Raw genomic sequence first — 26224 nt, forward strand, 5'->3', positions numbered from 1 at the left:
GGTGAGACGCCAAGAGGTTCTCCCTGAGCGGCCGGGATCCGCGCGACCCCGCGTGCGGGGCGGTTCGTCATACGACCGAGACCGGAGGCTCCAGGGACCTCGCTCGGCCCGGTGGGAGCATGAGGACATGACAACGACGACGCCACGAGGCACCACCGCCACCGAGGTCCGCCGCCGAGGCGTCGAGACCACCGGCATCGAGATCATCGACGAGAAGGAACGCACCGCGCGGCCGCACGACCTGTTCTGGCCGTGGTTCGCGGCCAACGTCAGCGTCTTCGGGATCTCGTACGGCGCCTACGTGCTCGGCTTCGGCATCTCGTTCGCGCAGGCGGCCGTGGTCGCCGTGGTCGGTGTGGTGCTGAGCTTCGCGCTGTGCGGGATCATCGCGATCGCCGGCAAGCGCGGGTCGGCGCCGACGATGATCCTGAGCCGCGCCGCGTTCGGGGTGCAGGGGCAGAAGGTGCCCGGCGTCATGTCCTGGCTGGTGTCGATCGGGTGGGAGACCTTCCTCGCGATCATGGCGGTGCTGGCGACGTCGACGATCTTCGGCCGCCTGGGGTGGGGCGGCGGGACACCGACGAAGGTCGTCGCCACCGTCGTCGTGGCCGCGATCATCGTGCTGGCCTCGGTCGCGGGCTACCACATCATCATGCGGCTGCAGTCGGTGCTGACCTGGCTCACGGGCGCCGCGACGATCGTCTACATCGCCCTGACGCTCGGCCACGTCCGGTGGGACGCGGTGCGCGGACTCCCTTCGGGCTCATGGCAGTCCGTCGTCGGGGCGCTGGTCATGGTGATGACCGGGTTCGGCCTCGGGTGGATCAACATCGCCGCCGACTGGTCGCGCTACCAACGTCGCGACGCCTCGAGCGGCGCCATCGTCGCGTGGAACACGGTGGGCGGCGCCCTCGCACCGACGCTCCTCGTGCTCTACGGCCTGCTGCTCGCCGGCTCCGACCCCACGCTCGCCCAGGGCATCACCGCCGACCCCATCGGGACCCTCGCCACCATCCTCCCGACGTGGTTCCTCGTGATCTTCCTCGTGTCCGCGGTGCTCGCGCTCGTCTCGGGGGCGGTGCTCGGCATCTACTCCTCCGGCCTCACGCTGCTGTCCCTCGGCGTCCGAATCCTCCGCCCCGCAGCGGCTCTCGTCGACGGCATCATCCTCACCGCCGGGACGATCTGGGTGGTCTTCTTCGCGCAGAGCTTCCTCGGGCCGTTCCAGAGCTTCCTGATCACGCTGGGCGTGCCGCTCGCCGCGTGGGCCGGCGTCATGATCGCCGACATCGCCCTGCGGCGGCGCGACTACGACGAGGACGCACTCTTCGACGCTCACGGTCGCTACGGCAGCGTCGACTGGATCTCGTTGGCCCTGATGGCGGTTGCGTCCGTCGTCGGCTGGGGGCTCGTGGTCAACACGTTCGCCGCCGACGCCGCGTGGAACAACTGGCAGGGCTACCTGCTGCAGCCGCTCGGCCTGGGCACGCGCACCGCGGAGGGCTGGGACGGCGCCTGGCCGTACTCCAACATCGGGGTGCTGCTCGCGCTGCTCATCGGCCTGGTCGGCGGGATCGTGCTGCGGCGCGGGCGGGTTCGCCGTCAGGAGGCGGGCGATGCGCGGTGACGCCGGTGACGCCGGCGATGGCATACGGCCCTGGCTGGTGGTGATCGACCCGCAGGTGATCTTCGCGTCGCCCGAGAGCCCCTGGGGTTCACCGATGTTCGCGGCAATTGTGCCCCGGGTGCGCGCCCTCGCAACGGCATTCGCGGGGCGGGTGGTGGTTACGCGGTTCGTCGCGCCGGCCGAGCCGCAGGGGTCATGGCGGGCCTACTACGTGCAGTGGCCCTTTGCGCGGGTCGAGGACAGCGACCCCCTGTATGCCGTCGTGCCCGAGCTCGCGTCACTCGCGGCTGCGGCGCACGTGGTCACCGAGCCGACGTTCGGCAAGTGGGGTGCCGCCCTGCGCGAGATCGTCGGCGCCACACCGCGCCTCGTCCTGACCGGCGTCTCGACGGACTGCTGCGTCATCGCGACGGCGCTCGCCGCGGCCGACGCAGGCGCCGCGGTGACCGTGGTGTCCGACGCCTGCGCCGGCTCGACGCCGGACAACCACGCGGCCGCGCTGCAGGTGCTGAGCCTCTACGAGCCGCAGATCACCCTCACGACCACCGCCGAGCTCCTGGCCTGATGCCGCGGGGCCGCGGAGCTTGCGCCGTATGCCGCAGCGGCCGCTGTCAGAGCTTGCGGGAGTAGGCCCGGGGCAGCGGCATACCGCGCTCGGCCATCACCAGGCGCCCACGGTCCGGGTAGTTGGTGATCAGACCGTCGACCCCCAGGTCGATCAGGTGGTGCATGACGGCCGGGTCGTCGACGGTCCACGGCACGACCTTGAGGCCGGCGGCGCGGGCCTGGCGGATCATGGCCGCGTCGACGTAGGAGCCGGACGGCTTGTTGCCGATGTCCCAGCCGGAGGAGAAGACCTTGACGCCCTCGATGGAGGCGGCGGCGCGCACGACGTTGCCGCCGAAGTCGTCGATGTCGATCCCGCCGAGCCACGGAGAGGCGCCGGGCTTGCCGACCTGCTGGTTCTCGAAGTTGTCGAGCGCCACGAGCGGGATCCGCCGGTCGAGCTGGTGCATGAGCCGCAGCGTCGACCAGTCGAAGGACTGGATCATGACCTGCTCCTGCAGGTCCGCGCGACGCACCTCCTGATAGACGCGCTCGACGAAGAACGGCAGCGGCGCGCTGTTGCTCCGGTCGCCGGTGCGGGCGATGGCGGCGGCCACGCGGCGGGGGCGCTGCAGCATCATTATGTGGCGCGCCGGCCGCACGACCTCGCGCGTGACCCGCGCCTGCGGGTTGTCGGCACCCAGCGCCACCGCCTGGCGCTGCTGCTGCCGCGCCCACCAGGACCAGCGCGCGGGGACGGGGCCGGGCAGCGCCGCGAGCGCGTGCACCGGGATCGCGGGCAGCGGGGACGTCGCCCACAACAGCGCCAGCTCGTGCCGCATCCGGTCGTATGCCGCGTCCTCGATCCCGATCGTCCGCCACACGTGCCCCCCGACGTGGTTCGTCCACGCCACCAACGACCCGCAGACGCCCTCCGGCGTCACGATCTGGGAGCGGATGGCGCGGCAGCGTCGACGTTGAGGAGCGCCGGAGACGCCGACAGGCCCCGACGGCGAGTCCGTCGGGGCCTGTCGGTCGGGGGTGCGCCTCAGGCGCGGGTCGCGCCGGACGCCGCGCGGTCCTGCGCCACGAGGTCGTCGTGCCGGGACTCGCGGTGCTCGCCCCGGCGGCGGGTGAACAGCAGGAACAGCCCCAGCAAAGTCAGCAGCGCGCCGGCGACGAAGCCCAGCGGGCTGAGGAGGTCACGGACGAAGGCCAGCTTGCCCGCCTTGTCGCCATACTCGTCGGCGAACCTCTGCTGGGTCTCGTCGTTGTAGCCGATGACGCCCTTGATCAGGGTCACCGTGCCGGCCTCGGAGACCGCCTCGCGGTTGATGTTCTCCTGGGCGCGGATGATGGCGCCGGTGTTGGGCTCGACCCAGAAGGTGCGCGTGTTGGCGTAGTCCGACTGGACCTGGACGTCGCCCGTGCCGGCGCCGAACATCGTGCGCGGCACGGTGCGGGACCCGGGGAGGCGGGTGGTGGGGATGGTCTGCTCGTAGACGTAGGTGTCCAGGCCCTTGACCTTCTCCTCGCGCACGTAGGTCGCGTCGCGGGCGGCCTTGAGCTCGCTGTCCCAGAAGGGGTAGGACTTCTTCTGCGCGTCGAAGGGGAACTTGAAGAACAGCCCCTCGTGCGTGATCTGCTCGGTGGCGTTCTGGTCCTGCGTGGTGCCGACGCCGACGAAGTCGCCGCAGCAGTTGGTGGCCAGGCCGGTGCGCCGGTTGATCGAGACGCCGTCGGTGGACAGCGCGAGCGGCTGCCCGTCGACGATCTCGGTCCGCAGCCCGATCTGCCAGAAGGCGTTGTCGTCGCGCTGGTCCTCGGGCACCTTGCCGGGCAGGCCGATGATGGTGCGGGTGTTCTTGACGTGCTGGTCGGTCAGCTTGTCGAAGCGGACCGTGCCGCCCTGCGTGGACACGCGCAGGGCGCTGACGCCGGTGCCCTCGGAGATGGCCGTGGCCTTCTGGTCGAGCGGCACGGTCGCCAGCCGGTCGTAGATCGAGTCGGCCCGCATGCCGAGGACGAGGGCGAGGATGCCCAGGAAGACGGCGAGGCCGCCAAGGATGCGACGCATGAAAGGACTCCTGCTCAGGGAACGGCGACAGTGACGTTGACGAGACGAGGTGTGTCGGTCAGTCGGCGGCGAGGGCCTACTGATGAGTAGTGCCGCGGTTCCTGGGACCATAGCAGCGCATCTGGACGTTGTCTGCCCCCTCTCACCACGGACGGCGCGATCGATCCGCCATCCGGGTCGCCCCGGTCACGCCAGCAGGCGCGCCGAGTTACCCGCTGGTTACCCTCCTGGGGTGGCCGAGCCCCGCACCACCCGCTTCGCAGCCCTCGACGGGTTGCGCATCGTCGGTGCCCTCATGGTGGTCACCACCCACGTCGGCTTCTCCAGCGGCCTGGCCATCCACGGACCGTATGCCGGGCTCCTCGCCCGCCTGGACGCCGGCGTCCCGCTGTTCTTCGTGGTCTCGGGCTTCCTGCTCTGGCGCCCGCACGTCCGTGCCAGGCTCGGGAGCGCCACGGCGGAGCAGACCGCGGGGGCGGCCGACCTGCGCACCTACCTGCGGCACCGGGCGTTCCGCATCCTGCCGGCCGCCTGGGTCGCGGTGCTGGCGGCCTACCTGCTGCTGCAGCACGACCGGATCGGCGTCGTCCACTACCTGCGCGTGGCGACGATGTCCCAGATCTACGTCCCCTCCCCGTCGGTGCCCGGCCTCACCCAGATGTGGAGCCTGTCGACGGAGGTCGCGTTCTACCTCGTGCTGCCCCTCGCCGCGTGGGGGATGGCCCGCCTCCCGCGCACGACCTGGCTGACCTGGTCGGAGCTGGCGCTCGTCGTCCTCGCCTGCCTGCCCGCCGTCTCGCTGGCCTGGATCGTGCTCACCCACGACAACGTCAGCGGTATGACGAACTACTGGCTCCCGGAGTACCTCGGGTGGTTCGGCGGGGGCATGGCCCTCGCGGTGTGGCACGAGGGCCGCCTGGCAGGAGAGCTCCCCCGCACCGCCGTGGACGACCTCGTGGCCTCTCCGGGGACGCTCTGGGCCGCCGCGGGCGCGCTCTACCTGCTGCTGACCACCCGGCTGGCCGGGCCCTACGGCCTGGACCGCGCCACGCTGCTCGAGGCCGGCACCAAGAACCTCGGCTACACGGTCCTGGCGGTGCTGGTCGTGCTGCCCTGCATCGCTGCCGAGCCGAGCTCGTCGCGCGTCGTCGCCGCGCTCGGCAGCCGCCCGGCGCGCCTGCTCGGTGACCTGTCCTACGGCGTCTTCGTCTATCACCTCGTGGTGCTCGCCCTGGTGGAGCGGGCCATCGGCCACAAGCCCTTCACCGGGGACTTCCTCGTGCTGTGGCCCCTGACGGTCGTGGGCTCGGTGCTCGTGGCGTGGGTGAGCCACCGCTACCTCGAGGAGCCGATCATGCGTCGTGCGCGTCGCCGGGACCCGCGCCGGTCCCGTCCGCCGGCCGTCCCCACGGCGCGGGTGACCGCCACCAGAGACGCCCGGAGGGACCAGAGGGACGGGTCGCCCCCGGCCGCGCACGAGGCGGCCCCGGCCGCGCACGAGGCGGCCCCGGCAGCAGCACGGTCGCCGCAGCCACAGCGGTGAGCACGGCAGCCTGGGGCCACCACGACAGCAGCGCGGCGCCTCCGCCGCCCCAGGGCCGGGCCGCGACCAGCGCCGTCGCGACGGTGGCGGCGCCCGCGACGACCGCCGCGCGCACGAGGTCGGGGCGGCGGGCCCGGCGCGCCAGCAGCCCCACGACGAGACCCACGCCCACGGCGCCGAGTCCGGTCGGTCCCGTCGCCAGCGGCAGCAGCACCGCGACGACGCCGGTGACGGCATACGGGCTCCAGGCCCCGCTGCGCAGGGGTGGCGACCCGAGGACCGTCCCCGCGAGCTGCGCGGCTCGCTGACGGCGACCCTCGCGCCAGGCGCCCGCGGCGACCAGAAGCAGCCCGAGGGCGCCGGCGACGAGCAGCGCGGCATACGGGCGCTGGGGAGCGAAGCGCGGGTGCACGACGGTGGCGGGGCCCGCCGGCAGGACCCAGCCCTGACGACGGCCGTCGAGCCGGACCGGGGTGAGCTCGTGGCCGTCGTCGTCCGTGGCGACCCAGCCGACGTTGGCGTTGTGCGGGAGCGCGAGCACGGCGGGGGCGGCGCGCTCGGGCACGGCATATCCGTCGGCGCCGGCCACGACGTCGGTGCCGACCGGCCGGGAGGACGAGGGCACGAGCTCGGGGGTGGTGAGCAGCAGGCTCTCCGGGACGTAGGCCGAGGTCGCGAGGACCGTGACCCGATGCTCGCCCGGGGCGACCGGGATCGGCTGCGCGGAGCGGTCACCGCCCAGGTCGGTGGGGCCGCCGCAGGGGACCCAGCGCAGCAGCCGGTCGTCGAGCACGTCGCCGACCGTTGCGACCAGGCGGGACGGCCGGGTGACCCCGTCGAGGCGCACGGTCGGTCCGTCGCCGCAGGTCCCGCCCACGGGCGCGTCCCGGTCCAGCGGTGCGCGGAGATCCTCGGCGCCGAGGAGCACCACCTCGGAGACGCCGACGGGGAGCGCCTGGGCGAGCTTGGTGGCGGCGTCGATCGAGCGCACCTCGTCGACCCCGGTGACCGTGATGTCCACCCGGTCGGTCCGGGCCGTGAAGGCGACGGTGCCGTCGGGCGCGACGGTGGCGTTGCGGGTGCGGCCGTCGCCCGTGCGGACCTGCACGCGGCGCGGTCGCGAGGCCGCGAGGTGGGCGTCGGACAGCAGGCGGACGCCGGTGAGCGCCCGCGGCGCCGGCAGGGTGAGCCGCAGCGTGGGCTGACGGTCCAGCTCCGAGGCGACCCACCCGGTGCCGAGGTCGTCGTCGACGGCGGCTCCGGGTCGCCCGGCGAGTCCCGGGACCCGCGACGTGGAGGCCCCGGCGCGGATCCTGCCCGGTATGTCGAGCAGCGCCCGGCCCGCCGCGGTCGGGCGTGCCCGCACGTGGCCGGACCAGGCATAGCTCGTGCTCGTGGTGGTGGTGAAGGAGCGGAACAGGCCGGCGGCCTCCTCGCCCGTGGCGACGAGCCCCTCGGCGCACAGCGGACGAGCGCCCTGCCGCAGGCAGCCGGTGCGGCCGGGCTCCTGGCGCCGGAGGCTGACGACGTCGGGCGTCCCCGAGGGAGTCGGCGGCAGCACGAGCCGCGGCACCGGCACGATCCCGGGCAGGGTCAGCTCGCTGATGGCGAAGGCTCGCTCGGTGCCGACGCCGACGCCGCGCAGGGTCAGCCGCAGACGCGTCGTGGGACCCGCGGGGAGGGGGACGGCGACCGTGGCCCCGGCCGCCTGGTCCGCGCTGATCGACATCGGCACGGTCCCGGCGTCGGTGGTGACGTCGACGGCGACGGGGGGTGCGCTGCCCGGCCACGGCGAGGCGAGCGTGAGCGTGGTCCCCGTCAGGTCGCGCGGGCCGTCGAGACGCACCTCGAACCACTCGCCCACGGCCTGCTGGTAGCGGCCGGAGGTCCAGCGCGTGGTGGGGTCGCCGTCGAGGGCCGCGGCGGGGCCGTCACCGCTGGACGTGCGGACGAAGGAGCCGGCGTCGGACCCGGAGCTGGAGGCGTAGGCACCCGCGATGCCCTCCCACCGGAGCGTGACCTGACGAGCGGTGGGGTCCACCACGTAGTCCTGCACGCGGCGGCCCGTCGTGCCCGGGTCGTCGGCGCGCAGCACGGGCGACCGGTTGTCGGAGGCCCGGCCAAAGATGGTCTCGCGGCGCTGGTTGCCGTCGGTGAGGATCTCGGGCAGCGCGGGCGAGGCGGGCAGGGCCGCCCGGTCGGACCCCAGCACCGCGACACCGGCCGGCAGGACCCGGCCCAGCGAGGGCAGGTCCTCCGGCCCACCGGTGAGCTGCCGCAGGGCGGACACCGGGACGAGCCGGGCGTCGGCGACGTCCCCCACGTCATAGACCTCGAGGCTCGGGTAGGGCAGCAGGGTGCGCTCGTCGACCGTGGTGTCGGCGGTCTCGAAGGCGCTGCCGGCGGGCGGGCCGAAGGAGCGTACGCGAGCGATGCCGGCGTCCGTGAGCGCCTGGTGCACCGCGAGCCCGGGGGCCCGGCGGGCGGACACCCGCAGGTCGTTGCGGACGACGAGGTAGCGGATGCCCGCGTCGCGCAGCGAGCCGCGCAGGCCGGTGCCGCCGACCCCGGTGCGCAGGTGGCGCTCGACCTCGTCGAGGTAGCGGGTGGAGCCGGCCGACCCCAGGGGCACGGCGTCCCGCACGGCGAAGGGGCGCCGCATGAGCGCCTGGAGCGGCTCGTCGCGGGGCGAGCCCCAGGTGAGCTCGGCGGCGGGGGCGGCCGGCACGACCAGCACCGTGCCGGGGCCCGGCTGGTCGTCGAGCCACCCGGCGACCTCCCGCCAGTAGTCCGCCACCTGCTCGTAGGCGCCGGCGCGCGGCAGCATCGCGGCCACGGCGGGGGCGGCCGCGGCGACGACGAGCACGCCGGTGACGGCGGCGACCAGCTCGCGCGGGACCCACCTGGTCGGTCGGGGGTCGTCGGCGCTGCGCTCGCGGGGGGTCGGCGCGCCCATGGCATGGACGGCGCCGACGGCATGGACGGCGTGGACCAGACCCAGCATCAACGGGATCCGCAGGACCAGCTCGAACTTGTGGATGTTGCGGAAGGGCGCCAGGGAGCCGTCCAGCAGGGCCCGCACGTCGCCGGCGAAGGGCCCGTGGGCGGGACCGCCGAAGCCGGCGACCAGCAGCACCAGGCCGACGACGGCCCCCAGACGCCAGAAGGACCGGTCCGGCATCCCGCGCAGGGTGAGACCGACGAGCCCGATGATCGCCGGCACGGTCGTCGTCACGACGAGGACCGGCACGGTCACCGTCACCCAGCCCGCCGGCCAGGTCGGGCCGTCCGCCACGCGCAGGTAGGACAGCCAGTGCGTCGTCCCCTGCAGCGCCGTGTAGGGGCTCGCGGTGCTGGTCGTGGCGGCGGCGTTCTCGATCCAGTCGAGGAAGGGCGGGCTGTAGCGCCCGAGGACCACGAGCGGGCCGATCCACCACAGACCGGCGAGCACGCAGGCCCCCAGCCAGGCGATCAGCCCCCGCACGGCCCGGGCCGGGCGCTCGCGGGTCAGCCACCACAGCGTGGGCAGGACGAGCGCCGCGCCGGTCGCGATGGCATTGACCCCGCCGATGCAGCCGAAGGCGAGGGCCGAGCGCAGGATCCGGCGGCGGGTGCGCTGGGGGGCCGGGTCGACGAGCGGGAGCAGCACCCACGGCGCCACCGCCATGGGCCATACCTCGATCGAGGTCACCGCGATCTCGGCGAGGAACCGCGGCGACAGCGCGAACAGCAGCGCGCCGAGGTAGCGCGTCCACGGCCCGCCCACCCCGACCGCCCGCGCGAGCCGCCAGAAGCCGAGGAAGGCGGTGCACAGCACCAGCGACCACCACAACCGCTGTGTGACCCACTCGGGCACCTGCAGCAGCCGCAGCACGAGGTGGAAGGGGCCCATGGGGAACAGGTAGCCGTAGGCCTGGTTCTGCAGCTGCCCGAGGTGGCCCGCGTCCCACACGTGCAGCGCCCGGCCGAGGAAGGCCGCCGGAGAGAGGGTCAGGTCGAGCTTGGTGTCCGGGACGACACGGCCCCCGCCCTGCAGGAAGCTCGCGGCCGTGAGCAGCAGGCACGCCGTGAACAGCCGCACCCGCCATACGTGCTGCTCGGCCCGTCCCGCACGATCGGCCCGTCCCGCACGATCGGACCGACCGGCCCGGTGGGGCCGATCGGTCCGGGGAGCGGGGGGAGCCGAGGTCATCGAACGCGCAGGACCAGCACGGCGTTCCACGAGACGATCTCGCGGACGCCCGGCACGTGGATCAACCACCGGGCCCAGGCCGGGTGGTAACGAGGCAGGATCTCGACCCGCTGCACCCGGCCGGCCCGCTCCGCGTCGGCGAGCCAGGTGAGCATGCGGGCGATGGAGCAGGCATAGAGCGAGCGCCCGAAGTCGTTCTTGGGGCGGTGTCCGTGCCGGTCGGCGTAGCGGTCCGCCGCGCGCCGCCCGCCGAGGTAGTGCCAGGGGGCCGTCTCGTGGCCGCCCCAGGGCGACAGCCACGGCGTCCAGGAGAGGACGACCGTGCCGCCGCGCCGGGTGATGCGGACCATCTCCTCCGCCATCGCCTCGGGGTCGGGCACGTGCTCGAGGACGTTGCTGGAGTAGGTGAGGTCCACGGCGTCGTCGGCGATCGGCAGCGACAGGCCCGAGGCGCGCAGGGTGTTGGAGGCGACCGTCCCGCGGCGCTCGAGCTCCCCCGCGTCGGGGTCGATCCCGGCATAGCGGGCCCCGGCCGCCATGAAGGCGTCCGCGAAGTAGCCAGGCCCGCCACCCACGTCGACCATGGTGGCACCGTCGAGCTCGCACCAGCGGCTCGCCTCGCGGACCGAGTCCAGGGCGAGCAGGCCGTAGAAGTAGGCCGGGTCGGTCTGCTCCACGGTGAACGCGCGGAACAGCTGCACCGATCGGGCGAGCGAGCCGACCCGGGCCAGGGGCGGCAGCGCACGCCCCGCGCCGGGGTGGTCCGGCACGGGTGCGCGCTGCTGCTGGTCCGCGGTCATGCGCTCGCGCGCCAGCCGGAGCGGTGCCCGACCGGCTCGGGCGCGGTGACGACCTGGTCGATCTCGGCGACGGCCGGCCGGTGCGCGGCGGCCCGGGCGAGGGTGCGCTCCCAGCTGTCGACGGTCGCCCCCCACGAGAAGCGGCGGGCATGCGCCCTGGCGGCGAGATCCATCTGGTGGCGCAGGTGTCGGTCGCCGAGGATCTCGGCCGTGGCCTCGACGAACTCGTCGAGGTCGTGCGCCAGCGTGCCGGTGTGCCCGTCCACCACCGACTCGGACAGGCCGCCCGCGTCGTGGAAGGCCACCGTGGGGGCCCCGTGGATGGCGGCCTCGATGACGTTGAGCCCCCACCCCTCCTTGAGGCTCGGGGCGAGCGACACCCAGGCCGAGGACAGCTCGTGGTGCTTGGTGACCTCGTCGACGAAGCCGAGGACGTCGACGATGTCGTCGGCCCCGACCGCACGGGCGTGCTCCTCGATCCGGTCACGCCACCAGCCGTCGCCGACGACCCGCAGCCGCAGGCCGGGGAACCTGTGACGCAGCCGCTGCGCGGTGTCGATGGCCAGCTCCACGCGCTTGTGCGGGACGAGCCGACCCAGGACCACGAGGCTGGGGTGATCCGTGCGCGACTGCCGGGTCGTCCACGGGATGTCGGTGCCGTTGTGGATCACGGAGATGTCGCCCGCGTCGACGCCGAGCTCGACGAGCTCCTCACGGGTGCGACCCGAGACGGTGACGTACTGGCACCCGCGGTAGAGCCAGGGCGAGACGCGTGACTCCAGGAACCACCCGACGGAGGCGACGGCGCGGTTGAAGACGACCGGCCACTGCTCCTTGTGCACGTGATGGACGAGGACGACCACCGGTGACAGCGTCCCGAGGCGGGAGCCGAAAGGAAGGCCGTTCTGGATGTCGACGACGACGTCGAAGTGGCCCTCGGTGCGCTCGAGCTCGCGCAGGCGACGGACGGTCGCGGGATAGACGGAGGCGCGTCCCCCCTGGCGGAGGATGCGATAGCCGTCGAGGTGCTCCTGCTCGGGGGCGTCGCCGTGGGCGGCGCACAGCAGGGTGATGTCGTGGCCGCGGGCGGCGAGCCCGCTGCAGACGTTCTGGGCGTAGCGCTCGGCCCCGCCACCCTCGGGGTGGGTGAGGTCGCGCCAGCTGAGGAAGGCGATACGCACGGCGGTGGGCGCAGGCGTCGGACGGGGTGGGCTGCGGACGGCGAGGAGCCGTCAGCCGCCGTAACCGATGATCTCGGCCGGGGCGACCTCGGCGGCGGGGCCGGAGGTCGCGGCCTTGGCGTCGTCGGGGGCGGCGGAGCTCACGGCGTTGACCGCGAGGGCGGAGGCTCCGAGGCCGAGCAGGCAGGACAGGGCGGCGATGAGGACGGCGGCGGTGCGGCCACTGAGGGAAGGCATGGTCAGACCTCGATCTTCAGGAGGCGGGAGGCGGGGCCCGCGCTGGGATGGCGCCGTTGCGATCCGGGACTACTGATCAGTTCTACTGGTCGGTAAGGGTACGTGCCGCCAGGGAGCCTGTCCTGTGGTCTGCGTCACTTTATCCACATATCGCCCTGATGGCGGTCTCAGTGACGGACCGTCGGGGGCTCGTCCACGAGCCAGACGCGCAGCGGTCCGGACGTCTCGACGCGGCGCGCCCCGGGTGGGGGCGCCAGGGCCTCGCCGGGGGTGTCCGCCCAGGTCACGACGGCCTCGACCCCGGCATCCAGGAGCGCGGCGAGGTCCCCTCGCGCCCAGGCCCGCAGCGCGGTGGTGTCGTCGGACCCCACCACCACCGTGCCGCCGTCACGGGGGACCGTGAGGTTGCGGGACGCGACCACACGACCACGCAGCGCGAGCGGCAGGGGGTCCAGGAAGGGCTGGCCCCCGACCCAGGCCTGACGGCGGAACGGCTGCCACGGCAGGACCAGCGTGGTCCGGTCGCCGACGACCGCGACCGCCGCCGACCAGCCCGGGGGAAAGCTCGTGGGCCGATAGGCCTGGTGGATGCGGGCCGGGGCGTCCGGGGCGCCGAGGACGGCGACGGCCAGCACCGTCGCGGTGGCGCCGACCGCCACGACGGGGCCGAGGCGGCGGCGCAGGGCCTGCACCCCCAGACCGAGGAGCACGGCCGTGGCGAGCACGGTCAGCCCGAGGAGCCGGTGGGTGTCGCGGAGGATCCCCAGGCCGGGGACGTGCTGGGCCGGGGCCCACAGCGCGAGGCCCGGGCCGGACGCGAGGGCGAGGGCGACGACGGTGGGGAGCACGAGCGCGGCCCCCAGCACCCGCAGATCGTGAGGGTGAGGTCCATCATCCTTGGGCGAGACCCGCATGCTGTCCGAGGGGGCCGAGGGGGCCAGGACGAGCACGGTGGCCGCGGCGAGCACGAGGAGGGTGGAGGCCACCAGGGCCGGGGCGTGCGCTCGCGAGGCGAGCGCGGCGGCGGGCGCCCAGATCCCCCCGCCCCCCAGCACGTCGAGCACCCCCTGCACCCCGTCCGCCCGCACCGCGAACGCCCGGGCCCCCGACGTCTCGCCGGCCGCGGTCGCCCCGCGCAGCCCCGCGACCACCCAGGGCAGGCACCAGGCCACACCCAGCGCCCCCAGCACCACCGGCTCGCGGCGCCGTCGCCCGGGTCGGTGCCTCGCCGCCAGGGCGGTCACCACCACTACCCCCAGCGCCAGCAGCCCCCCGAACGGCGTCAGCGCGGCCGGCAACGCGGCGACCAGCACCGCGAGGACCCGTCGCCGCGGCGACCCGTCCCGGCGCACCGCGACCACCAGCCACGGCACCATGGCCCACCCCAGCAGCGTGGGCGGCTGCCCGACGAGCAGCCGCTGCGCGGCATACGGGCTCCAGACCGCGACGGCGGCAGCCACCACGCAGGCCGCAGCCCCCCGTCGACGCAGGAGCACGGCCAGACCGCAGCCCGCGAGCGCGAGGGAGGCCACGAGCATGACCTGCTGCTGGACCCCCGACGGGACCACCGGCGCGAGCAGGGCCGTGACCGCGTCGAGCGGGACGGCGCGCGGCGCCCGGCCGTCGGTCCCGAGCACGGACGGGCCGAGCACAGGATCGGGGACCTGCACGAAGTCGCGGTAGAGCAGCTGACCACGGCCCAGGGCAGGCCAGGTCCACGTCAGGGCGAGCAGGACGGCGACGGCGCACCCGGTGAGCGCGGCCCGTCCGGGAGATCCCGGCCACACGTCGCGGCGTCGCATGCTGGCACTATGGCACGCTGACGACCCTGCCCCGGGCATTCGCCTAGCCCCAGGATCTCCGCCTCCAAGGAGCGAGCATGAGCCGCACCGACCCGGACGCCGCCGCGCGACCGGTCGTGGCCCGAGCGCTCGCACAGGTCTCGTCGGCGCTGTCGTCGGGGGGACTGCTGTTCGCCGGCACCTTCGTCGGAGCGCTGCTGGGCTACGCGTTCTTCGTGGTGCTCGGACGGTCCATGACCCCCGACGACCTCGGCGCGGTCGGCTCGCTGATCAACCTCTCGACGATCCTCACCGTGCCGGGCCTCGGGCTGCAGCTCGTGACGGCGCGCGCGGTCGCCTCGTCGGAGCCGGAGCCGGAGCCGGAGCCGGAGCTGAAGTCGGTGGTGCGCGTACCGGCCGGGCTGCTGGTCGGCGCCCTGCTGGTCGGTGGCGTCCCCGCGCTGGTGCTCGCCGCCGCCGCGCCCGTCCTCGCCCCGCTGCTGCACCTGGCGACCGCGCCGCTCGTCGTGCTCGCGCTGTCCGCGGTGCCCATGACGGTGGCCTTCGCGGCCCTGGGGGTGCTGCAGGGGACCGAGCGGTTCGCCGCCCTCGGGCTCTCGGCGCTGCTCGTGGGCGTGGCCAAGATCGCCGCTGCCGTCGCCGCCTCGGTCCTCGGGCAGGGGGTGCTCGGGGTGATCGGGTGGTATGCCGTGGGCTGGGTGGTGGTCGCCGTCGTCGCCGGGGCGCTCGCGGCCCGCGGTCGTCCGCCCCGCGGCGACGCCGGGTGGTGGACCGACGGGCTCGCGCGGGCCCGGGCCGGGCTCGTCGGGTCGATGCCCACGGCGGGCCTGCTGGTCCTGTCGAGCCTGGACCTCATCCTGGCTCGTCACCAACTCTCCCGGGACGGCTCGGGGGTCTACACGATGGGCGCGCTCTTCGAGAAGGTCGCCTTCTGGGGGCCGCAGTTCATCGCCACCATGTACTACCCGCGCATGGCCCGCCCCGCCGAGCGCGCCGCCGCGGTCCGGGCCGCCGTCGGCCTCACGGCCGGGGTCGGCGTGTTGGGGGTGCTGGTCGCGGCGGTCGCGGGCGACCTGCTCACCTCCGTCGTCGGCGGGCCGGCCTACGTCGGCGAGCTCGGCCACCAGGCCTGGGTGTTCACCGCCCTCGGCGTCGCCCTCGCCCTCGTCCAGGTGCTCGTGTACGCCGACCTCGCCGCCCACCGGCACGGGGTGGGGGTCCTGGTGTGGGTGGCGGTGGCCGTCACGATCGCGGCGGTCGCGCTGTGGCACGGGGGCGTCGCCGCCGTCGTCACGACCGTGCTCGCCTGCGTGCTCGGGCTCCTCGTGGTGGCCGGGGCGGTGGTCGCCCGCCGCGCATGACGGCAGCCGAAGTGAGACGGCGGGCGCCCGGCATACGGGATGAGTGTGCGCACCATGAGGTCTCGGTCAGCGGACCCGCTCCCGGGAGGGAATACTTGACGCGCCCGTGCGGCTCCCCACGAAAGAAGTACCTCATGGCATCAAGCCCTGCCAGCGACATCGTCTCGAGCGTCGGCGGCCCCTCCAACATCACCAGCCTCACGCACTGCGCGACCCGGCTGCGCTTCCAGCTCAAGGACGCCTCCGGCGTCGATACCGCGCGGGTGGAAAAGATCCCCGGCGTCATGGGCGCCGTCCCGCAGTCCGGCGACCGCTACCAGGTCGTCATCGGCGGCGCGGTCCAGAACGTCTACAACGACATCATGGCGCTGCCCGAGATGGCGTCCGGCTCCGGCTCGGCCGGCGCGGGCTCAAGCGGGTCGGGCGCGAAGTCCGACGAGGAGCTCAAGGCCGAGCTGCGCGCCGGCGGCCCTCGCGGCGGGCGGGCCTGGCTCGACAACTTCTTCGAGTTCCTCTCCGACTCCTTCCGCCCGATCCTCGGCGCGCTGCTCGGCGCCTCGCTGTTCATCACCTTCATGGCTCTGATGTCGACGCTCGGCGTCATCGGCAACTGGGCCGACCCGCGCGTCAAGCTCGAGGGCGGCTGGGCGTTCATCAACCTGCTGTGGCAGGGCGTGTTCACCTTCCTGCCGCTGATGGTCGCCTACAACGCCTCCAAGAAGCTCGGCGCCGACCCCTGGGTGGGCTTCGCCATCATGGGCGTGCTCATGCTGCCCGGCTTCACCGCGCTCGGTGACGCCGCCCGCACCGCCACGGTCGCCGGGTCGGAGGTCAAGATCTTCGACGTCTTCGGCCTGCCGCTGACGATCTTCAACTACGGCTCCACGGTCTTCCCGCCGCTGCTCATGGCCGCCGTGCTCGGGCCGCTGTATCGCGTGCTCAAGCGCATCATCCCGGCCAACCTGCACCTGATCTTCGTGCCGTTCCTCGCGATGTTCGTGATGATCCCGCTCACGGCCTTCCTCATCGGCCCCATCGGCGTCTACGTCGGCGCCGGCCTCGGCAGCCTCCTCAAGTCCGTCAACGACTTCAGCCCGTTCATCTTCGCCATCGTCATCCCCCTGGCCTACCCCTTCATGGTGCCGCTGGGCCTGCACTGGCCGATCAACGCGATCATGCTGCTCAACATCCAGACCCTGGGCTACGACTTCATCCAGGGCCCCATGGGTGCCTGGAACTTCGCGTGCTTCGGCGCCACCGCCGGCGTCCTCTTCCACGCGATCCGGGACAAGGACGTGGCCATGCGGCAGACGGCGACCGGTGCCCTCGCGGCCGGTCTGCTCGGTGGCATCTCCGAGCCCTCGCTCTACGGCATCCACCTGCGGTTCAAGCGCATCTATCCGCGGATGCTCGTCGGCTGCCTCGTCGGCGGTCTGATCATCGGCTTCGGCGGCGGCCTCAAGACCAGCGCCTTCGTCTTCACCTCGCTGCTGACGATCCCGGCCTTCGACAACATCCCGCTCTACGCAGCGGCGGTCGCGGCGTCCTTCCTCGTCTCCATGCTGCTCATCGTCTTCACGGACTACCGCACCCCCGAGCAGAAGGCTGAGGCGCTCGCCGCCAACGCCGCCGCCACGGACACGGCGATCCCCGAGCAGGACCCGGTCGACAACGAGAACGTCACCCTGTCCACGGACGACCGCATGGCGCACGCCGGTGCCGTGGCCGGTGCCGCTGCTGGTGGTGCTGGTGCTGCTGGTGCGCTCGCGGGCGATGCCCCGACGACCGGCAGGGCTCCCGAGGCTCCCGCCGGGCACTCCCGACCCGAGGCTGCGGCGGGCGGTGCGAGCGTCGTCAGCGACACCGCGGGTGCCGGGACGGCCGGGGCCGGTGCGGCTGCGACCGGTGTCGCCGCGGCCGGTGCTGCTGCCGGCTCTGCTGCCGACCGGCCGGGTGCTGGGGCCGTCGAGGTCGGTGCCCCGTGCGCCGGTGTCGTCGTGCCGCTCGCCGAGGTGCCGGACAAGGTGTTCAGCGCCGGCCTGGTCGGTCCGGGCGTCGGGATCGATCCCCGCGAGGACACGATCTGCGCGCCGGCCTCCGGGACCGTCGTGGTCGCGCAGTCGACGGGCCACGCCTTCGGCCTCGCCGTGGACGGTGGCGTCGAGCTGCTGATCCACGTGGGCATCGACACGGTCAACCTGGACGGCAAGGGCTTCGACGTGCACGTCAAGGCCGGCGACAAGGTCGCCGAGGGCGAGCCCCTCGTGACCTTCGACCGGTCCGTGATCGAGGAGGCGGGCTACTCGCTGATCACGCCCGTCCTCGTGACCAACTCGTTCGCGACCGGCCCGGTCGAGCCGCTCGACGTGTCCGGCGAGGTCGCCAAGGGCACGCCGATCATCCGCGTCACCCCCGCCTGACCTACCGGGGGTAGGGGCATCGACCGGCCTTCGTCCCCCAGGCTGATGATCCCGCCCCCGCTAGGGGCATCAGCCGGGGTTCGTCCGGCCGTATGCCGAGAGGCCCGGCGCCATCCCCGCAAAGGGCATGGCGCCGGGCCTCCGGCATACCGGCGTCTGCTTGGACGGCCACCGGCTCGGTCGGGCATCCCGATGGATTGTGCACAACTGAGTTGCGCGCAACCGATCATCGTGGCAGGGTGAGCGTCATGGAGGAGGACCTGGTGCTGGAGCAGCAGCTCTGCTTCGCCCTCTACAGCGCGTCGCGCGCGGCGACCGGCGCCTACCGCGAGGGCCTGACCCGTCTCGGGCTGACCTACACGCAGTACGTCACGCTGCTCGCGCTCTGGGAGAGCGACGGCGCCGGCGTCTCCGCGCTCGGCGAGCGGCTGCGGCTCGACAGCGGCACCCTCTCGCCCGTGCTGCGCCGCCTGGAGGCCGCCGGCCACGTCGAGCGGCGCCGTGACATTCGCGACGAGCGACGCGTCACGATCCACCTCACCGAGCAGGGTCGCGCCCTCGAGGCCGAGGGGGCCGGGCTGCGCCGCCAGCTCCACGACTCTCTCCACCTGACCCCGCTGGAGGCCGAGATGCTGCGCAGCCTCGCGCAGCGGTTCTGCCGCCCACCCACCCCGCACGACCCGACCGAAGGGAACACCCCATGAACGCGATCTACACCGCCGAGGCCCTCGCCACCGGCGCCGGCCGCAACGGCCACGTCCTCACCAAGGACGGCCGCCTCGACCTCGACCTCGCCGTACCCACCGAGATGGGCGGCTCCGGCCAGGGCGCCAACCCCGAGCTGCTGTTCGCCGCCGGCTACGCCGCGTGCTTCCACTCCGCCCTGCAACTGGTCGCCCGCGAGGCCAAGGCCGACCTCGGGGAGTCCAGCGTCGGCGCGCAGGTCGGCATCGGTCAGCGCGACGAGGGGGGCTTCGGGCTCGAGGTGACCCTGGAGGTCGTCATACCGGCCCTGCCCCACGAGCAGGCGCAGCAGCTCGCGGACCAGGCCCACCAGGTCTGCCCCTACTCCAACGCGACCCGCGGCAACATCGACGTCACCGTCACCGTGGTGGAGGACTGATGACGACCCCGACCACGACCCGTCAGGTCGTCCTCGCCTCCCGCCCGCAGGGGTGGCCGACCGGCGACGACTTCCGCCTCGAGACCGTCGACCTGCCCGAGCTCGCCGACGGACAGGTGCTCGTGCGCAACACCGCCATGTCCGTCGACCCCTACATGCGCGGCCGCATGAACGACGTGAAGTCCTACGTCCCGCCGTTCCAGCTCGACCAGCCGCTCGACGGCGCCGCGGTCGGCGAGGTCGTCGCCTCCCGCAGCGACAGCGTGCCCGTCGGGGCGCGCGTCCTGCACGGCCTCGGCTGGCGCGAGCACGCGATCCTGCCCGCCGACCGGGTGACGGCGATCGACACCTCGCGCGTGTCCGAGACGGCATACCTCGGGGTCCTCGGCATGCCCGGTCTGACGGCGTATGCCGGACTGACCGCCGTCGCCGAGCTCCGTGAGGGCGACGCGGTGTTCGTGTCCGGCGCGGCCGGTGCCGTGGGCTCGCTCGTCGGGCAGATCGCGCGGCTGATGGGGGCGTCCCGGGTCGTCGGCAGCGCCGGCTCGCCCGACAAGGTCCGGCGGCTGCTCGACCTGGGCTTCGACGCCGCGTTCGACTACCACGACGGCCCGGTCGCCGACCGGCTGCGCGAGGCGGCCCCCGACGGCATCGACGTGTACTTCGACAACGTCGGTGGGGAGCACCTCGAGGCCGCCATCGGACGCCTCAACGTGCAGGGACGGGTCGCCATGTGCGGCGCCATCGCGCAGTACAACTCGACGGAGCCCACTCCGGCCCCGCGCAACCTCGCTCTGGCCATCGGCAAGCAGCTCACCCTGCGCGGGTTCATCGCCGGGTCCTACTCCCACCTGGCCGAGGAGTTCCGAGGCCGTATGACGGAGTGGATCGCGGCGGGCGAGATCAGCGTCGACGAGACGCGGCGCGAGGGGCTGGACGCGGCCCCGCAAGCGTTCATCGACCTGATGCGTGGGGCCAACACCGGCAAGATGGTCGTCACGCTCTGACCCCACTGCCTCGCCCTCTCGCCCCTGCAGGATCGTGGGGTCTCGTCCAACATCCTTGGACGAAACCCCACGATCGTTGGGGCGGAGGCGGAGGCGGAGGCGTGGCGGGTGTCCTGGCGGGCGGGCACGACATACGGTCAATGCATGACCCACACCTGGAGCCAGCGACTGCGTCACGCCACCGACCGCGACTGGACGGCCTCGACCGGCCACCGGTTCGTCGACGAGCTGCTCGCGGGGACGGTCGACGACGACGTGCTCGCCCACTACCTGGTGCAGGACTACCAGTTCTGCGACGCCTTCACCGCGCTGCTGGGGCAGGCCTGCGCGTCGGCGCCCGGGCTGCCCTCGCGGCTGCGGTTCGCCCGGCAGCTAGGCATGTTCGCGAGCGACGAGGACACCTACTTCGTCGACTCGTTCGACGCGCTCGGGGTCCTGGAGGCCGATCGGGTCGACCCGGCGCTGACGGCGGCCACGCGGTCCTTCGACCAGGTGATGCGTGACGCGATCGAATCCCGGTCCTACGCCCAGGTCCTCGCCGTGCTGCTCGTCGCCGAGTGGCTCTACCTCGACTGGGCCGAGCGCGCCGACCGCGAGGGCATGGCCGCGACCCGCCCCGAGCACGTCGGGTGGGTCGACCTGCACCGCGGTCCGGACTTCCGCGCGTGGGTGGAGTGGCTGCAGGCCGAACTCGACGCCAACGAACCCGCCGACCCTCACGACAAGGACGCCGCCGAGCGGGCGTTCACGCGGTCGGTGGCGTGCGAGCGGGCGTTCTTCGACGCGGCATACGGCCAGTGAGCCCGCTGCTCCGACACTGATCCGCCCGGGACCCGCCCGGGATCTGGACGAGGGGCTGGCAAGACGCGATCAGGTCGGCGTCTCGGTCATGCTGGACGGGACCAGTCCACTCGCTCTCCGGGCCCGCCCGGTCAGGAGGATCCATGCACACCGAGCAGCGCCGCACCACCGCCACCCCCGACCAGGTCTGGGCGGTGCTCGCCGACGGGTGGACCTATCCCTGCTGGGTGGTGGGCGCCTCGCGGATGCGCGCGGTGTCGGCCGACTGGCCCGCTGTCGGCGCACGCCTGCACCACTCGGTCGGCTCCTGGCCCGCGCTGCTGGACGACGAGACCGAGGTGCGCGAGTGCGAGGTCGGGCGTCGGATCGTGCTGCTCGCCAAGGCTCGTCCGGTGATGGGGGTGGCCACGGTCGAGATCACCCTCGAGCCGCAGGACGGCGGCACGCTGATCAGCATGCGGGAGGACGCGTCGCAGGGGCCTGGACGGTTCGTGCCGCGCCCGGTCCGGCAGGCCGGCATCGCTCGCCGCAACCACGAGGCGCTGCTGCGCCTGACCCTCCTGGCCGAGCGACGGACCGGTCCTGGTCGCCACTGACGCGCACCTGATGCGTACCTACCGGGGGCGGGATCATCGACCTGGGGGACGAAGCCCGGCTGATGCCCCTACCCCCGGCGGGATCATCGACCTTGGGGACGAAGCCCGGCTGATGCCCCTACCCCCGGTAGGTCGGCGTAGAGGCGGTGCAGCGCGGCGAGGGAGAGGCTGCGGACCGGGCGGCCCCACCAGCGGGAGTCCTGGAGGGCGGCCCGCGCGGCGAGGTAGCCGCAGCCGCCGTGCACCCCGCCCCCCGGGTGGGTGGCGGCACTGCCGAGGTAAAGACCCTCGACGTGCGTGCGCGGTCCCCCGAGTCCCGTGACGGGCCGCCAGATCGCCTGCTGGAAGAGCTGCATCGTGCCGCCACCAACTGCCCCGCTGCCCAGGTTGGCGTTGGCGGCGTGCAGGTCCTGGGGACGTTGGTCCCACCGGTCGACGAGGTGCTCGCGCCACCCCGGGGCCAGGTCGTCGAGCATGTCCTCGCACGCGTCCGTCAGGCGGTCGGCCGAGGCGGCGTCGGTGATACCCCGCGGCAGGTGGGTGTAGAGCCACAGCGCTTCGGTGCCCTCGGGCGAGCGCGACGGGTCGATCGTGGTCATCTGGCCGACCAGGGCGAACGGCCGCGAAGGCACCTGCCCAGACCCGAGGTCGGCGCTCCACCGGACGAGGCCCTGCCTGTCCTGGCCGGCGTGCACGACGGCCGCGCCGTGGGCGCGCTCGGCCACCCACGGCATCGGTGCGGACAGGCGGTAGTTGAGCTTGAGCGTCGGCAGGTCCCACTCGAACCGGTCGAGGCGGGCCCTTAGCCCGGCCGGGACGGCCGAGGTGGGCAGCAGTCGGTCGTAGAGGTCGGGCGCGCTCGTGTCGGCGATGACGGCGCGACGCGCCCGGATGCGCCGGCCGTCGACGGTCTCGACGCCGTGCGCGCGCCCACCGGCCACGGCGATCCGCGCCACCTGCTGACCGGTCTCGAGGCGCGCGCCGGCGGCTCGGGCCCGAGAGGCGAGCGCGTCGGCCAGCCGTTGCGTCCCCCCGCGCGGCGAGGGGAAACCCACGTCCTGCGCGAGCATCGACATGATCCAGCCGAACAGCCCGCTGCCGGGTGCCTCTGGCGGGATGTCGGCGTGCATCGCGTTGCCGCTGAGGATCTGCCCCCCACGCGCGCCGTTGAACAGCTCGACCCCCATCCGGTCGACGGGCAGCAGCGCGAACCGCACGAAGTCCGGCACCTGCGTGGCCCCGATGCGGGCCAGCAGCGGCCCCACGGACCTGACCGGTGGCCACCTGGTCAGCAGGCTGGCCAGCAGGGGCTCACGTATGGCGTCCCACTGTCGCACCAGGCGCAGCCAGGTGTCTCCGTCGCCGGGATGGTCGGCGTCCAGCAGCGCGGCCGTCGCCTCGGCGTCACCCTCCATGGTCGAGCCCTGGGCGTCATCGCCGGACGCCACGTGCACGACCGGACGCTCGGCGTGCGCCCACTGCAGGCCGTGGGCGGTGAGGTCGAGCTCGCGCAGCACCGGCGACGCCGCGCCCAGGGGGTGGCAGGCGCTGAACTCGTCGAGAACCCATCCGTCGACGTCGCGGGACGACACGGCGCCGCCGAGGGTGTCGCGCGCCTCGAGCAGCAGCACGTCCCAGCCTGCGTCGGCGAGGGTGGCGGCGGCCACGAGGCCGTGGTGTCCGCCACCGACGATGACGGCGTCCACGACCTCGGCGCGCTTGCCGGTCGCACGGCTGCCCGGCGCGCGGGTCGTGCGGGTGCCCGTCGAGTCGGTCTCGCGGATGTCCGCTGCGATCCCGGTCCCGGAGCTGCGCCTGCTTGCGTCAGTGGTGGCCATGGTTCACCCATGCCCCGCCCGACCCTGCTCGACACCCGCCCGACCCTTCGCGCTGCCGCGCGAAGGGGCCTGCTCTGCCGGATCTGCCCCGACGGCCGTCAGCTGCCCACGGCTCGCCCCCACTGCAGGGACGCCTGGTCGGCGGCCCGCCGGCCGCGGTCCCAGCCCTCACGATCGCGCCCGAGCGACATGGACACGTGACGCACCCGGGGGAAGAGCTCCTCGACATACGACTCGACCGCCTCGGTGCGCTCCTGGAGCACCGGCACCAGCTCGCGACCTCCCGCGGCGGACATCTCCTCGGCGGCCTGGGCGGTCTCGGCGGCGGTCACCTCAGCCAGCCGCTCGCCGATGCGGGCGCCGAAGGCGGCGAGGAAGGACTGGCGGAAGCTGCGCGTCCGGGATCCGCCGCGCCAGTCGAGCCGCTTGCCCTCGGCGTGCATCGCGCGGGTCGCCTGGACGAGCAGCGAGGTGTAGAGGGTCTCGACGGCGTCCAGGTCGTGGGGGAACCCGAGCAGCGTCACGTAGCCGTCCTCCTTGGCCCACACGCTCCTCGACCGGTTGGCGTCGGCGACCGCCCCGAGGAGCATGACCTTCTCCCGCACGTACGGCGTCTCCATCCACAGCCGCCGCCCGTCCGGTCGCTCGTCCCCGCCGACCGGGGCGCTCGCCGCCAGCACCGCGTGGTCGATGCTGTGCCGGGCCATGAGGGCCTGGGCCCCGGCGGTGAAGGTCTCGGCCTCCGCCTCGTAGGGCGTCGACTCGGCCTTGGCCAGCAGCTGCCGCACGCGCGCCAGGACCTTGTCGTCCACGTCGACCGGTGTCGACGCGGACCGGGACGTCGCCTCGCCCGGCCTGGCGCCGAGCTGCTGCATGGCGGGCAGCGACCGCAGGACATGCTCGAGCCGCAGTGCCACCTCGTAGCCGATCGCCTCGCTGCCCCACTGCCCGACCCGGGCGGTCAGGCAGGAGTCCGTGGTCGACCACCAGACGGAGGCCTCGGCGAGCTCGAGCTGGTCGTGCCAGCGCTGCTCGACCCTCGCCCGTGGGTAGGCGGCCAGGTCCGCGGCCATCACGTCGCCCAGCAGCTCGACGACGCGGGTGACCGTCTCGGGCTCGGCCCGCACGTGCCGGGCGGACCGGCCCACCAGGTGGTGCAGGTCCATGGGCTGCCAGCCGGTGCGCCAGCGCTCGTCGAGCGCCAGCCTCAGCCGAGTGGTCAGCGTCTGCTCGACCACCGCCCGGCCGCCGGTCGCGTGGGCGAGCGTCACCAGGTCGACGACGGCGTCGTCGAGGGCCCAGACGGACCCGCCCATCAGCGCCCGGACCCCGTCCAGCGCCAGGTCATCCGCCCGCGCGGCCACCTCGTCCTTGTCGGGTCGCGTGGACGACCCTGCTCGTTGCTGCCTGCTCACCGTGACACCTCTCAGAACACCTCAGGACCGTTCGCCGGTCCAGCTCGTCGCCCCCAGTCCTGACAGCACCCACTCAACCACGGGGGTCCGACATACCCTCTCCCACCACCCCGGGGAATAATCTGATGTTATGACTGATTGGTGCTGACGTTATCCTCGTCCGCCCCACCCCCGCCGGAGAAGGTCCCTATGTCCACGACCGCGAGCGCCACGCCCACAAGGCGTCGTCGCCTCCCGTCCTTCAGCATCCAGATCCTGATCGCCCTCGTCCTGGGCCTCGTCCTCGGTTGGGTGGCCCTCACCATGGGCCCGACCGCCGGCGGCGACGACAACTGGCTGACCGTCGTGCTCGACACGATCGGGTCGACCTTCGTCACCCTCCTCAAGGCACTGGTCCCGCCGCTGATCATCACCGCCATCATCGCCTCGATCGCCAACCTGCGCGGTGTCGCCAACGCGGCCCGCCTGGCCGGCAAGACCCTCGTGTGGTTCGGCATCACGGCGCTGGTCTCGGTGATCATCGGCATCGTCCTCGGCCTGATCGTCCAGCCGGGTCGCCACACGAGCGTGAGCCAGAGCTCCGCCAAGGCGCCGAGCACGCAGGGCGGCTGGCTCGACTTCATCGACCAGCTGGTCCCCGGCAACTTCCTGGGCCTGTCGGTGAGCTCCCACCCCGTCACCGGCCCCGGCGGCGCCCTCACCTCGGTCGACACCAGCGTGAGCTTCAAGGCGCTCCAGCTGGTCGTCATCGCGCTCGTCGTGGGCATCGCCGCGCTCAAGGTCGGCAAGGCCGCCGAGCCGTTCCTGGCCTTCAACGCCTCCGCGCTCGCCATCGTGCAGAAGGTACTGTGGTGGGTCATCCTGCTCGCCCCGATCGGCACCGTCGGCCTCATCGGCCGCGCGATCGCGACCTACGGCTGGTCCTCGCTGACCCAGCTCGGCACCTTCGCGCTCGCGATCTACGCCGGGCTGCTGATCGTGCTGCTCGTGCTCTACCCCGCGCTGCTCCTGGCCCACGGCCTCTCCCCGCGCAGCTACTTCCGCGGCGCCTGGCCGGCCATCCAGCTCGCCTTCGTCTCCCGGTCGTCCCTCGGGACCCTGCCCGTCACCCAGCGCGTGACCGAGTCCCTGGGTGTGCCGCGCGAGTATGCCGCCTTCGCCTCACCTCTGGCGGCCACGACCAAGATGGACGGCTGCGCCGCGATCTACCCCGCGATCGCCGCGATCTTCGTGGCGCAGTTCTTCGGCGTCGACCTCGGCCCGCTGGACTACCTGCTCATCGTCGTGGTGTCGGTCATCGGCTCGGCCGCGACCGCCGGCCTGACCGGCGCGATCGTGATGCTGACCCTCACCCTGTCCACGCTGGGCCTGCCCCTCGCCGGCGTCGGGCTCCTGCTCGCGATCGACCCGATCCTCGACATGGGGCGCACGGCGGTCAACGTCGCGGGCCAGGTGCTCGTGCAGATCATCGTCGCGCGACGCGAGGGCATCCTCGACGAGGACGAGTTCGCCCGGGCCGAGCCCATCTCGATGGACTCGCGGCCTGCGCTGGCCCACGCCTGACGGCGCAACCGGGCAACGGTCCGGCGGCTCATCAGCACTGACAGTCCGTATGGCGAGCGCCCACCCCATCCGGGGGCCGGGCGCTCGCGCGGGAC

Annotated in this window: 19 protein-coding genes and 1 pseudogene; 11 read left to right on the forward strand and 9 right to left on the reverse strand. The window is 73.5% G+C overall.

What is annotated here, in order from left to right; all coding sequences use genetic code 11:
* Window positions 1-127 precede the first annotated feature (127 nt).
* Both GGG17_RS02300 and GGG17_RS02305 read left to right on the forward strand, forming a co-directional pair.
* A complete protein-coding gene (locus tag GGG17_RS02300; RefSeq protein ID WP_154592180.1) occupies window positions 128-1627 on the forward strand; it encodes a purine-cytosine permease family protein in 1500 nt (499 codons plus the stop codon).
* Window positions 1617-2192, forward strand: a complete 576-nt coding sequence (locus tag GGG17_RS02305) for a cysteine hydrolase family protein (RefSeq protein WP_154592181.1) — start codon at window positions 1617-1619, stop codon at window positions 2190-2192. The genes GGG17_RS02300 and GGG17_RS02305 overlap by 11 nt, the downstream gene beginning before the upstream one ends.
* A gap of 46 nt (window positions 2193-2238) precedes the next feature.
* Here GGG17_RS02305 and GGG17_RS16160 read toward each other — a convergent pair whose 3' ends face one another.
* Window positions 2239-3117, reverse strand: a complete 879-nt coding sequence (locus GGG17_RS16160) for a glycerophosphodiester phosphodiesterase (RefSeq protein ID WP_154592182.1) — start codon at window positions 3115-3117, stop codon at window positions 2239-2241.
* Window positions 3118-3221: 104 nt separating this feature from the next.
* On the reverse strand, window positions 3222-4250 hold the full coding sequence (gene pgfA / locus GGG17_RS02315) for a cell envelope lipid trafficking protein PgfA (protein ID WP_195849087.1): 1029 nt from the start codon (window positions 4248-4250) through the stop codon (window positions 3222-3224).
* A 232-nt stretch (window positions 4251-4482) separates the two neighbouring features.
* Between pgfA and GGG17_RS16165 the strand changes: the two genes are divergently transcribed.
* The gene (locus tag GGG17_RS16165; protein WP_311966368.1) at window positions 4483-5793 is read left to right on the forward strand and encodes an acyltransferase family protein; all 1311 of its coding nucleotides are present in this window, start codon (window positions 4483-4485) and stop codon (window positions 5791-5793) included.
* A 919-nt stretch (window positions 5794-6712) separates the two neighbouring features.
* Here GGG17_RS16165 and GGG17_RS17410 read toward each other — a convergent pair.
* The 5 genes and pseudogenes from GGG17_RS17410 to GGG17_RS02345 form a co-directional block, all read right to left on the reverse strand.
* A pseudogene (locus GGG17_RS17410) lies at window positions 6713-9985 on the reverse strand (alpha-(1->3)-arabinofuranosyltransferase domain-containing protein); the annotation flags it as partial.
* Window positions 9982-10785 carry a class I SAM-dependent methyltransferase gene (locus GGG17_RS02330; protein ID WP_154592186.1) on the reverse strand — a complete coding sequence of 268 codons (804 nt, stop codon included), beginning with the start codon at window positions 10783-10785 and terminating at the stop codon, window positions 9982-9984. The gene GGG17_RS02330 and the pseudogene GGG17_RS17410, both read right to left, overlap by 4 nt.
* Window positions 10782-11966: a glycosyltransferase family 4 protein gene (locus GGG17_RS16790; protein ID WP_311966369.1), complete on the reverse strand. Its 1185-nt coding sequence runs from the start codon at window positions 11964-11966 to the stop codon at window positions 10782-10784. The genes GGG17_RS02330 and GGG17_RS16790 overlap by 4 nt, the downstream gene beginning before the upstream one ends.
* A gap of 51 nt (window positions 11967-12017) precedes the next feature.
* A complete protein-coding gene (locus tag GGG17_RS02340) occupies window positions 12018-12203 on the reverse strand; it encodes a hypothetical protein (RefSeq protein ID WP_154592187.1) in 186 nt (61 codons plus the stop codon).
* Between the two features lie 167 nt (window positions 12204-12370).
* Complete coding sequence (locus GGG17_RS02345; protein WP_154592188.1) at window positions 12371-14005, reverse strand: MmpA family trehalose lipid delivery protein; 1635 nt, start codon at window positions 14003-14005, stop codon at window positions 12371-12373.
* A 77-nt stretch (window positions 14006-14082) separates the two neighbouring features.
* Between GGG17_RS02345 and GGG17_RS02350 the strand changes: the two genes are divergently transcribed.
* The 7 genes from GGG17_RS02350 to GGG17_RS02380 all read left to right on the forward strand — a co-directional run bounded on the left by GGG17_RS02350 (window position 14083) and on the right by GGG17_RS02380 (window position 21313).
* Window positions 14083-15366 (forward strand): oligosaccharide flippase family protein, encoded by a 1284-nt coding sequence (locus tag GGG17_RS02350; RefSeq protein ID WP_154592189.1) that lies wholly within the window; start codon window positions 14083-14085, stop codon window positions 15364-15366.
* A 134-nt stretch (window positions 15367-15500) separates the two neighbouring features.
* Complete coding sequence (locus tag GGG17_RS02355; protein ID WP_154592190.1) at window positions 15501-17786, forward strand: glucose PTS transporter subunit IIA; 2286 nt, start codon at window positions 15501-15503, stop codon at window positions 17784-17786.
* A gap of 248 nt (window positions 17787-18034) precedes the next feature.
* On the forward strand, window positions 18035-18490 hold the full coding sequence (locus GGG17_RS02360; RefSeq protein WP_154592256.1) for a MarR family winged helix-turn-helix transcriptional regulator: 456 nt from the start codon (window positions 18035-18037) through the stop codon (window positions 18488-18490).
* Window positions 18487-18909, forward strand: coding sequence for an organic hydroperoxide resistance protein (locus GGG17_RS02365; protein WP_154592191.1), 423 nt, complete (start codon window positions 18487-18489; stop codon window positions 18907-18909). Before GGG17_RS02360 ends, GGG17_RS02365 begins: the two co-directional genes overlap by 4 nt.
* Window positions 18909-19916: an NADP-dependent oxidoreductase gene (locus tag GGG17_RS02370; protein WP_154592192.1), complete on the forward strand. Its 1008-nt coding sequence runs from the start codon at window positions 18909-18911 to the stop codon at window positions 19914-19916. Before GGG17_RS02365 ends, GGG17_RS02370 begins: the two co-directional genes overlap by 1 nt.
* A gap of 144 nt (window positions 19917-20060) precedes the next feature.
* The gene (locus tag GGG17_RS02375) at window positions 20061-20717 is read left to right on the forward strand and encodes a TenA family protein (protein ID WP_154592193.1); all 657 of its coding nucleotides are present in this window, start codon (window positions 20061-20063) and stop codon (window positions 20715-20717) included.
* Between the two features lie 143 nt (window positions 20718-20860).
* A complete protein-coding gene (locus GGG17_RS02380) occupies window positions 20861-21313 on the forward strand; it encodes an SRPBCC family protein (RefSeq protein WP_154592194.1) in 453 nt (150 codons plus the stop codon).
* Window positions 21314-21396: 83 nt separating this feature from the next.
* Here the strand turns inward: GGG17_RS02380 and GGG17_RS02385 are convergent, their stop codons facing one another.
* Together GGG17_RS02385 and GGG17_RS17060 are read right to left on the reverse strand one after the other, a co-directional pair.
* On the reverse strand, window positions 21397-23151 hold the full coding sequence (locus tag GGG17_RS02385; protein ID WP_154592195.1) for a phytoene desaturase family protein: 1755 nt from the start codon (window positions 23149-23151) through the stop codon (window positions 21397-21399).
* 98 nt (window positions 23152-23249) lie between these two features.
* A complete protein-coding gene (locus tag GGG17_RS17060; protein ID WP_154592196.1) occupies window positions 23250-24566 on the reverse strand; it encodes a DUF2786 domain-containing protein in 1317 nt (438 codons plus the stop codon).
* Window positions 24567-24755: 189 nt separating this feature from the next.
* Here GGG17_RS17060 and GGG17_RS02395 point away from each other — a divergent pair, with 189 nt between their 5' ends.
* Window positions 24756-26129: a dicarboxylate/amino acid:cation symporter gene (locus GGG17_RS02395; protein WP_154592197.1), complete on the forward strand. Its 1374-nt coding sequence runs from the start codon at window positions 24756-24758 to the stop codon at window positions 26127-26129.
* The last annotated feature ends 95 nt before the right edge of the window (window positions 26130-26224 follow it).

This window comes from Arsenicicoccus cauae, assembly GCF_009707125.1.
Lineage (GTDB): Bacteria > Actinomycetota > Actinomycetes > Actinomycetales > Dermatophilaceae > Arsenicicoccus > Arsenicicoccus cauae.

Coding starts and splice junctions, on each gene's coding strand:
- GGG17_RS02350 (WP_154592189.1), top strand. CDS start 14,083: ATGAGCCGCACCGACCCGGACGCCGCCGCGCGACCGGTCGTGGCCCGA.
- GGG17_RS02300 (WP_154592180.1), top strand. CDS start 128: ATGACAACGACGACGCCACGAGGCACCACCGCCACCGAGGTCCGCCGC.
- GGG17_RS02370 (WP_154592192.1), top strand. CDS start 18,909: ATGACGACCCCGACCACGACCCGTCAGGTCGTCCTCGCCTCCCGCCCG.
- GGG17_RS02355 (WP_154592190.1), top strand. CDS start 15,501: ATGGCATCAAGCCCTGCCAGCGACATCGTCTCGAGCGTCGGCGGCCCC.
- GGG17_RS02395 (WP_154592197.1), top strand. CDS start 24,756: ATGTCCACGACCGCGAGCGCCACGCCCACAAGGCGTCGTCGCCTCCCG.
- GGG17_RS02380 (WP_154592194.1), top strand. CDS start 20,861: ATGCACACCGAGCAGCGCCGCACCACCGCCACCCCCGACCAGGTCTGG.
- GGG17_RS02345 (WP_154592188.1), bottom strand. CDS start 14,005: ATGCGACGCCGCGACGTGTGGCCGGGATCTCCCGGACGGGCCGCGCTC.
- GGG17_RS02385 (WP_154592195.1), bottom strand. CDS start 23,151: ATGGCCACCACTGACGCAAGCAGGCGCAGCTCCGGGACCGGGATCGCA.
- GGG17_RS02340 (WP_154592187.1), bottom strand. CDS start 12,203: ATGCCTTCCCTCAGTGGCCGCACCGCCGCCGTCCTCATCGCCGCCCTG.
- GGG17_RS02375 (WP_154592193.1), top strand. CDS start 20,061: ATGACCCACACCTGGAGCCAGCGACTGCGTCACGCCACCGACCGCGAC.
- pgfA (WP_195849087.1), bottom strand. CDS start 4,250: ATGCGTCGCATCCTTGGCGGCCTCGCCGTCTTCCTGGGCATCCTCGCC.
- GGG17_RS02330 (WP_154592186.1), bottom strand. CDS start 10,785: ATGACCGCGGACCAGCAGCAGCGCGCACCCGTGCCGGACCACCCCGGC.
- GGG17_RS02360 (WP_154592256.1), top strand. CDS start 18,035: ATGGAGGAGGACCTGGTGCTGGAGCAGCAGCTCTGCTTCGCCCTCTAC.
- GGG17_RS02305 (WP_154592181.1), top strand. CDS start 1,617: ATGCGCGGTGACGCCGGTGACGCCGGCGATGGCATACGGCCCTGGCTG.
- GGG17_RS02365 (WP_154592191.1), top strand. CDS start 18,487: ATGAACGCGATCTACACCGCCGAGGCCCTCGCCACCGGCGCCGGCCGC.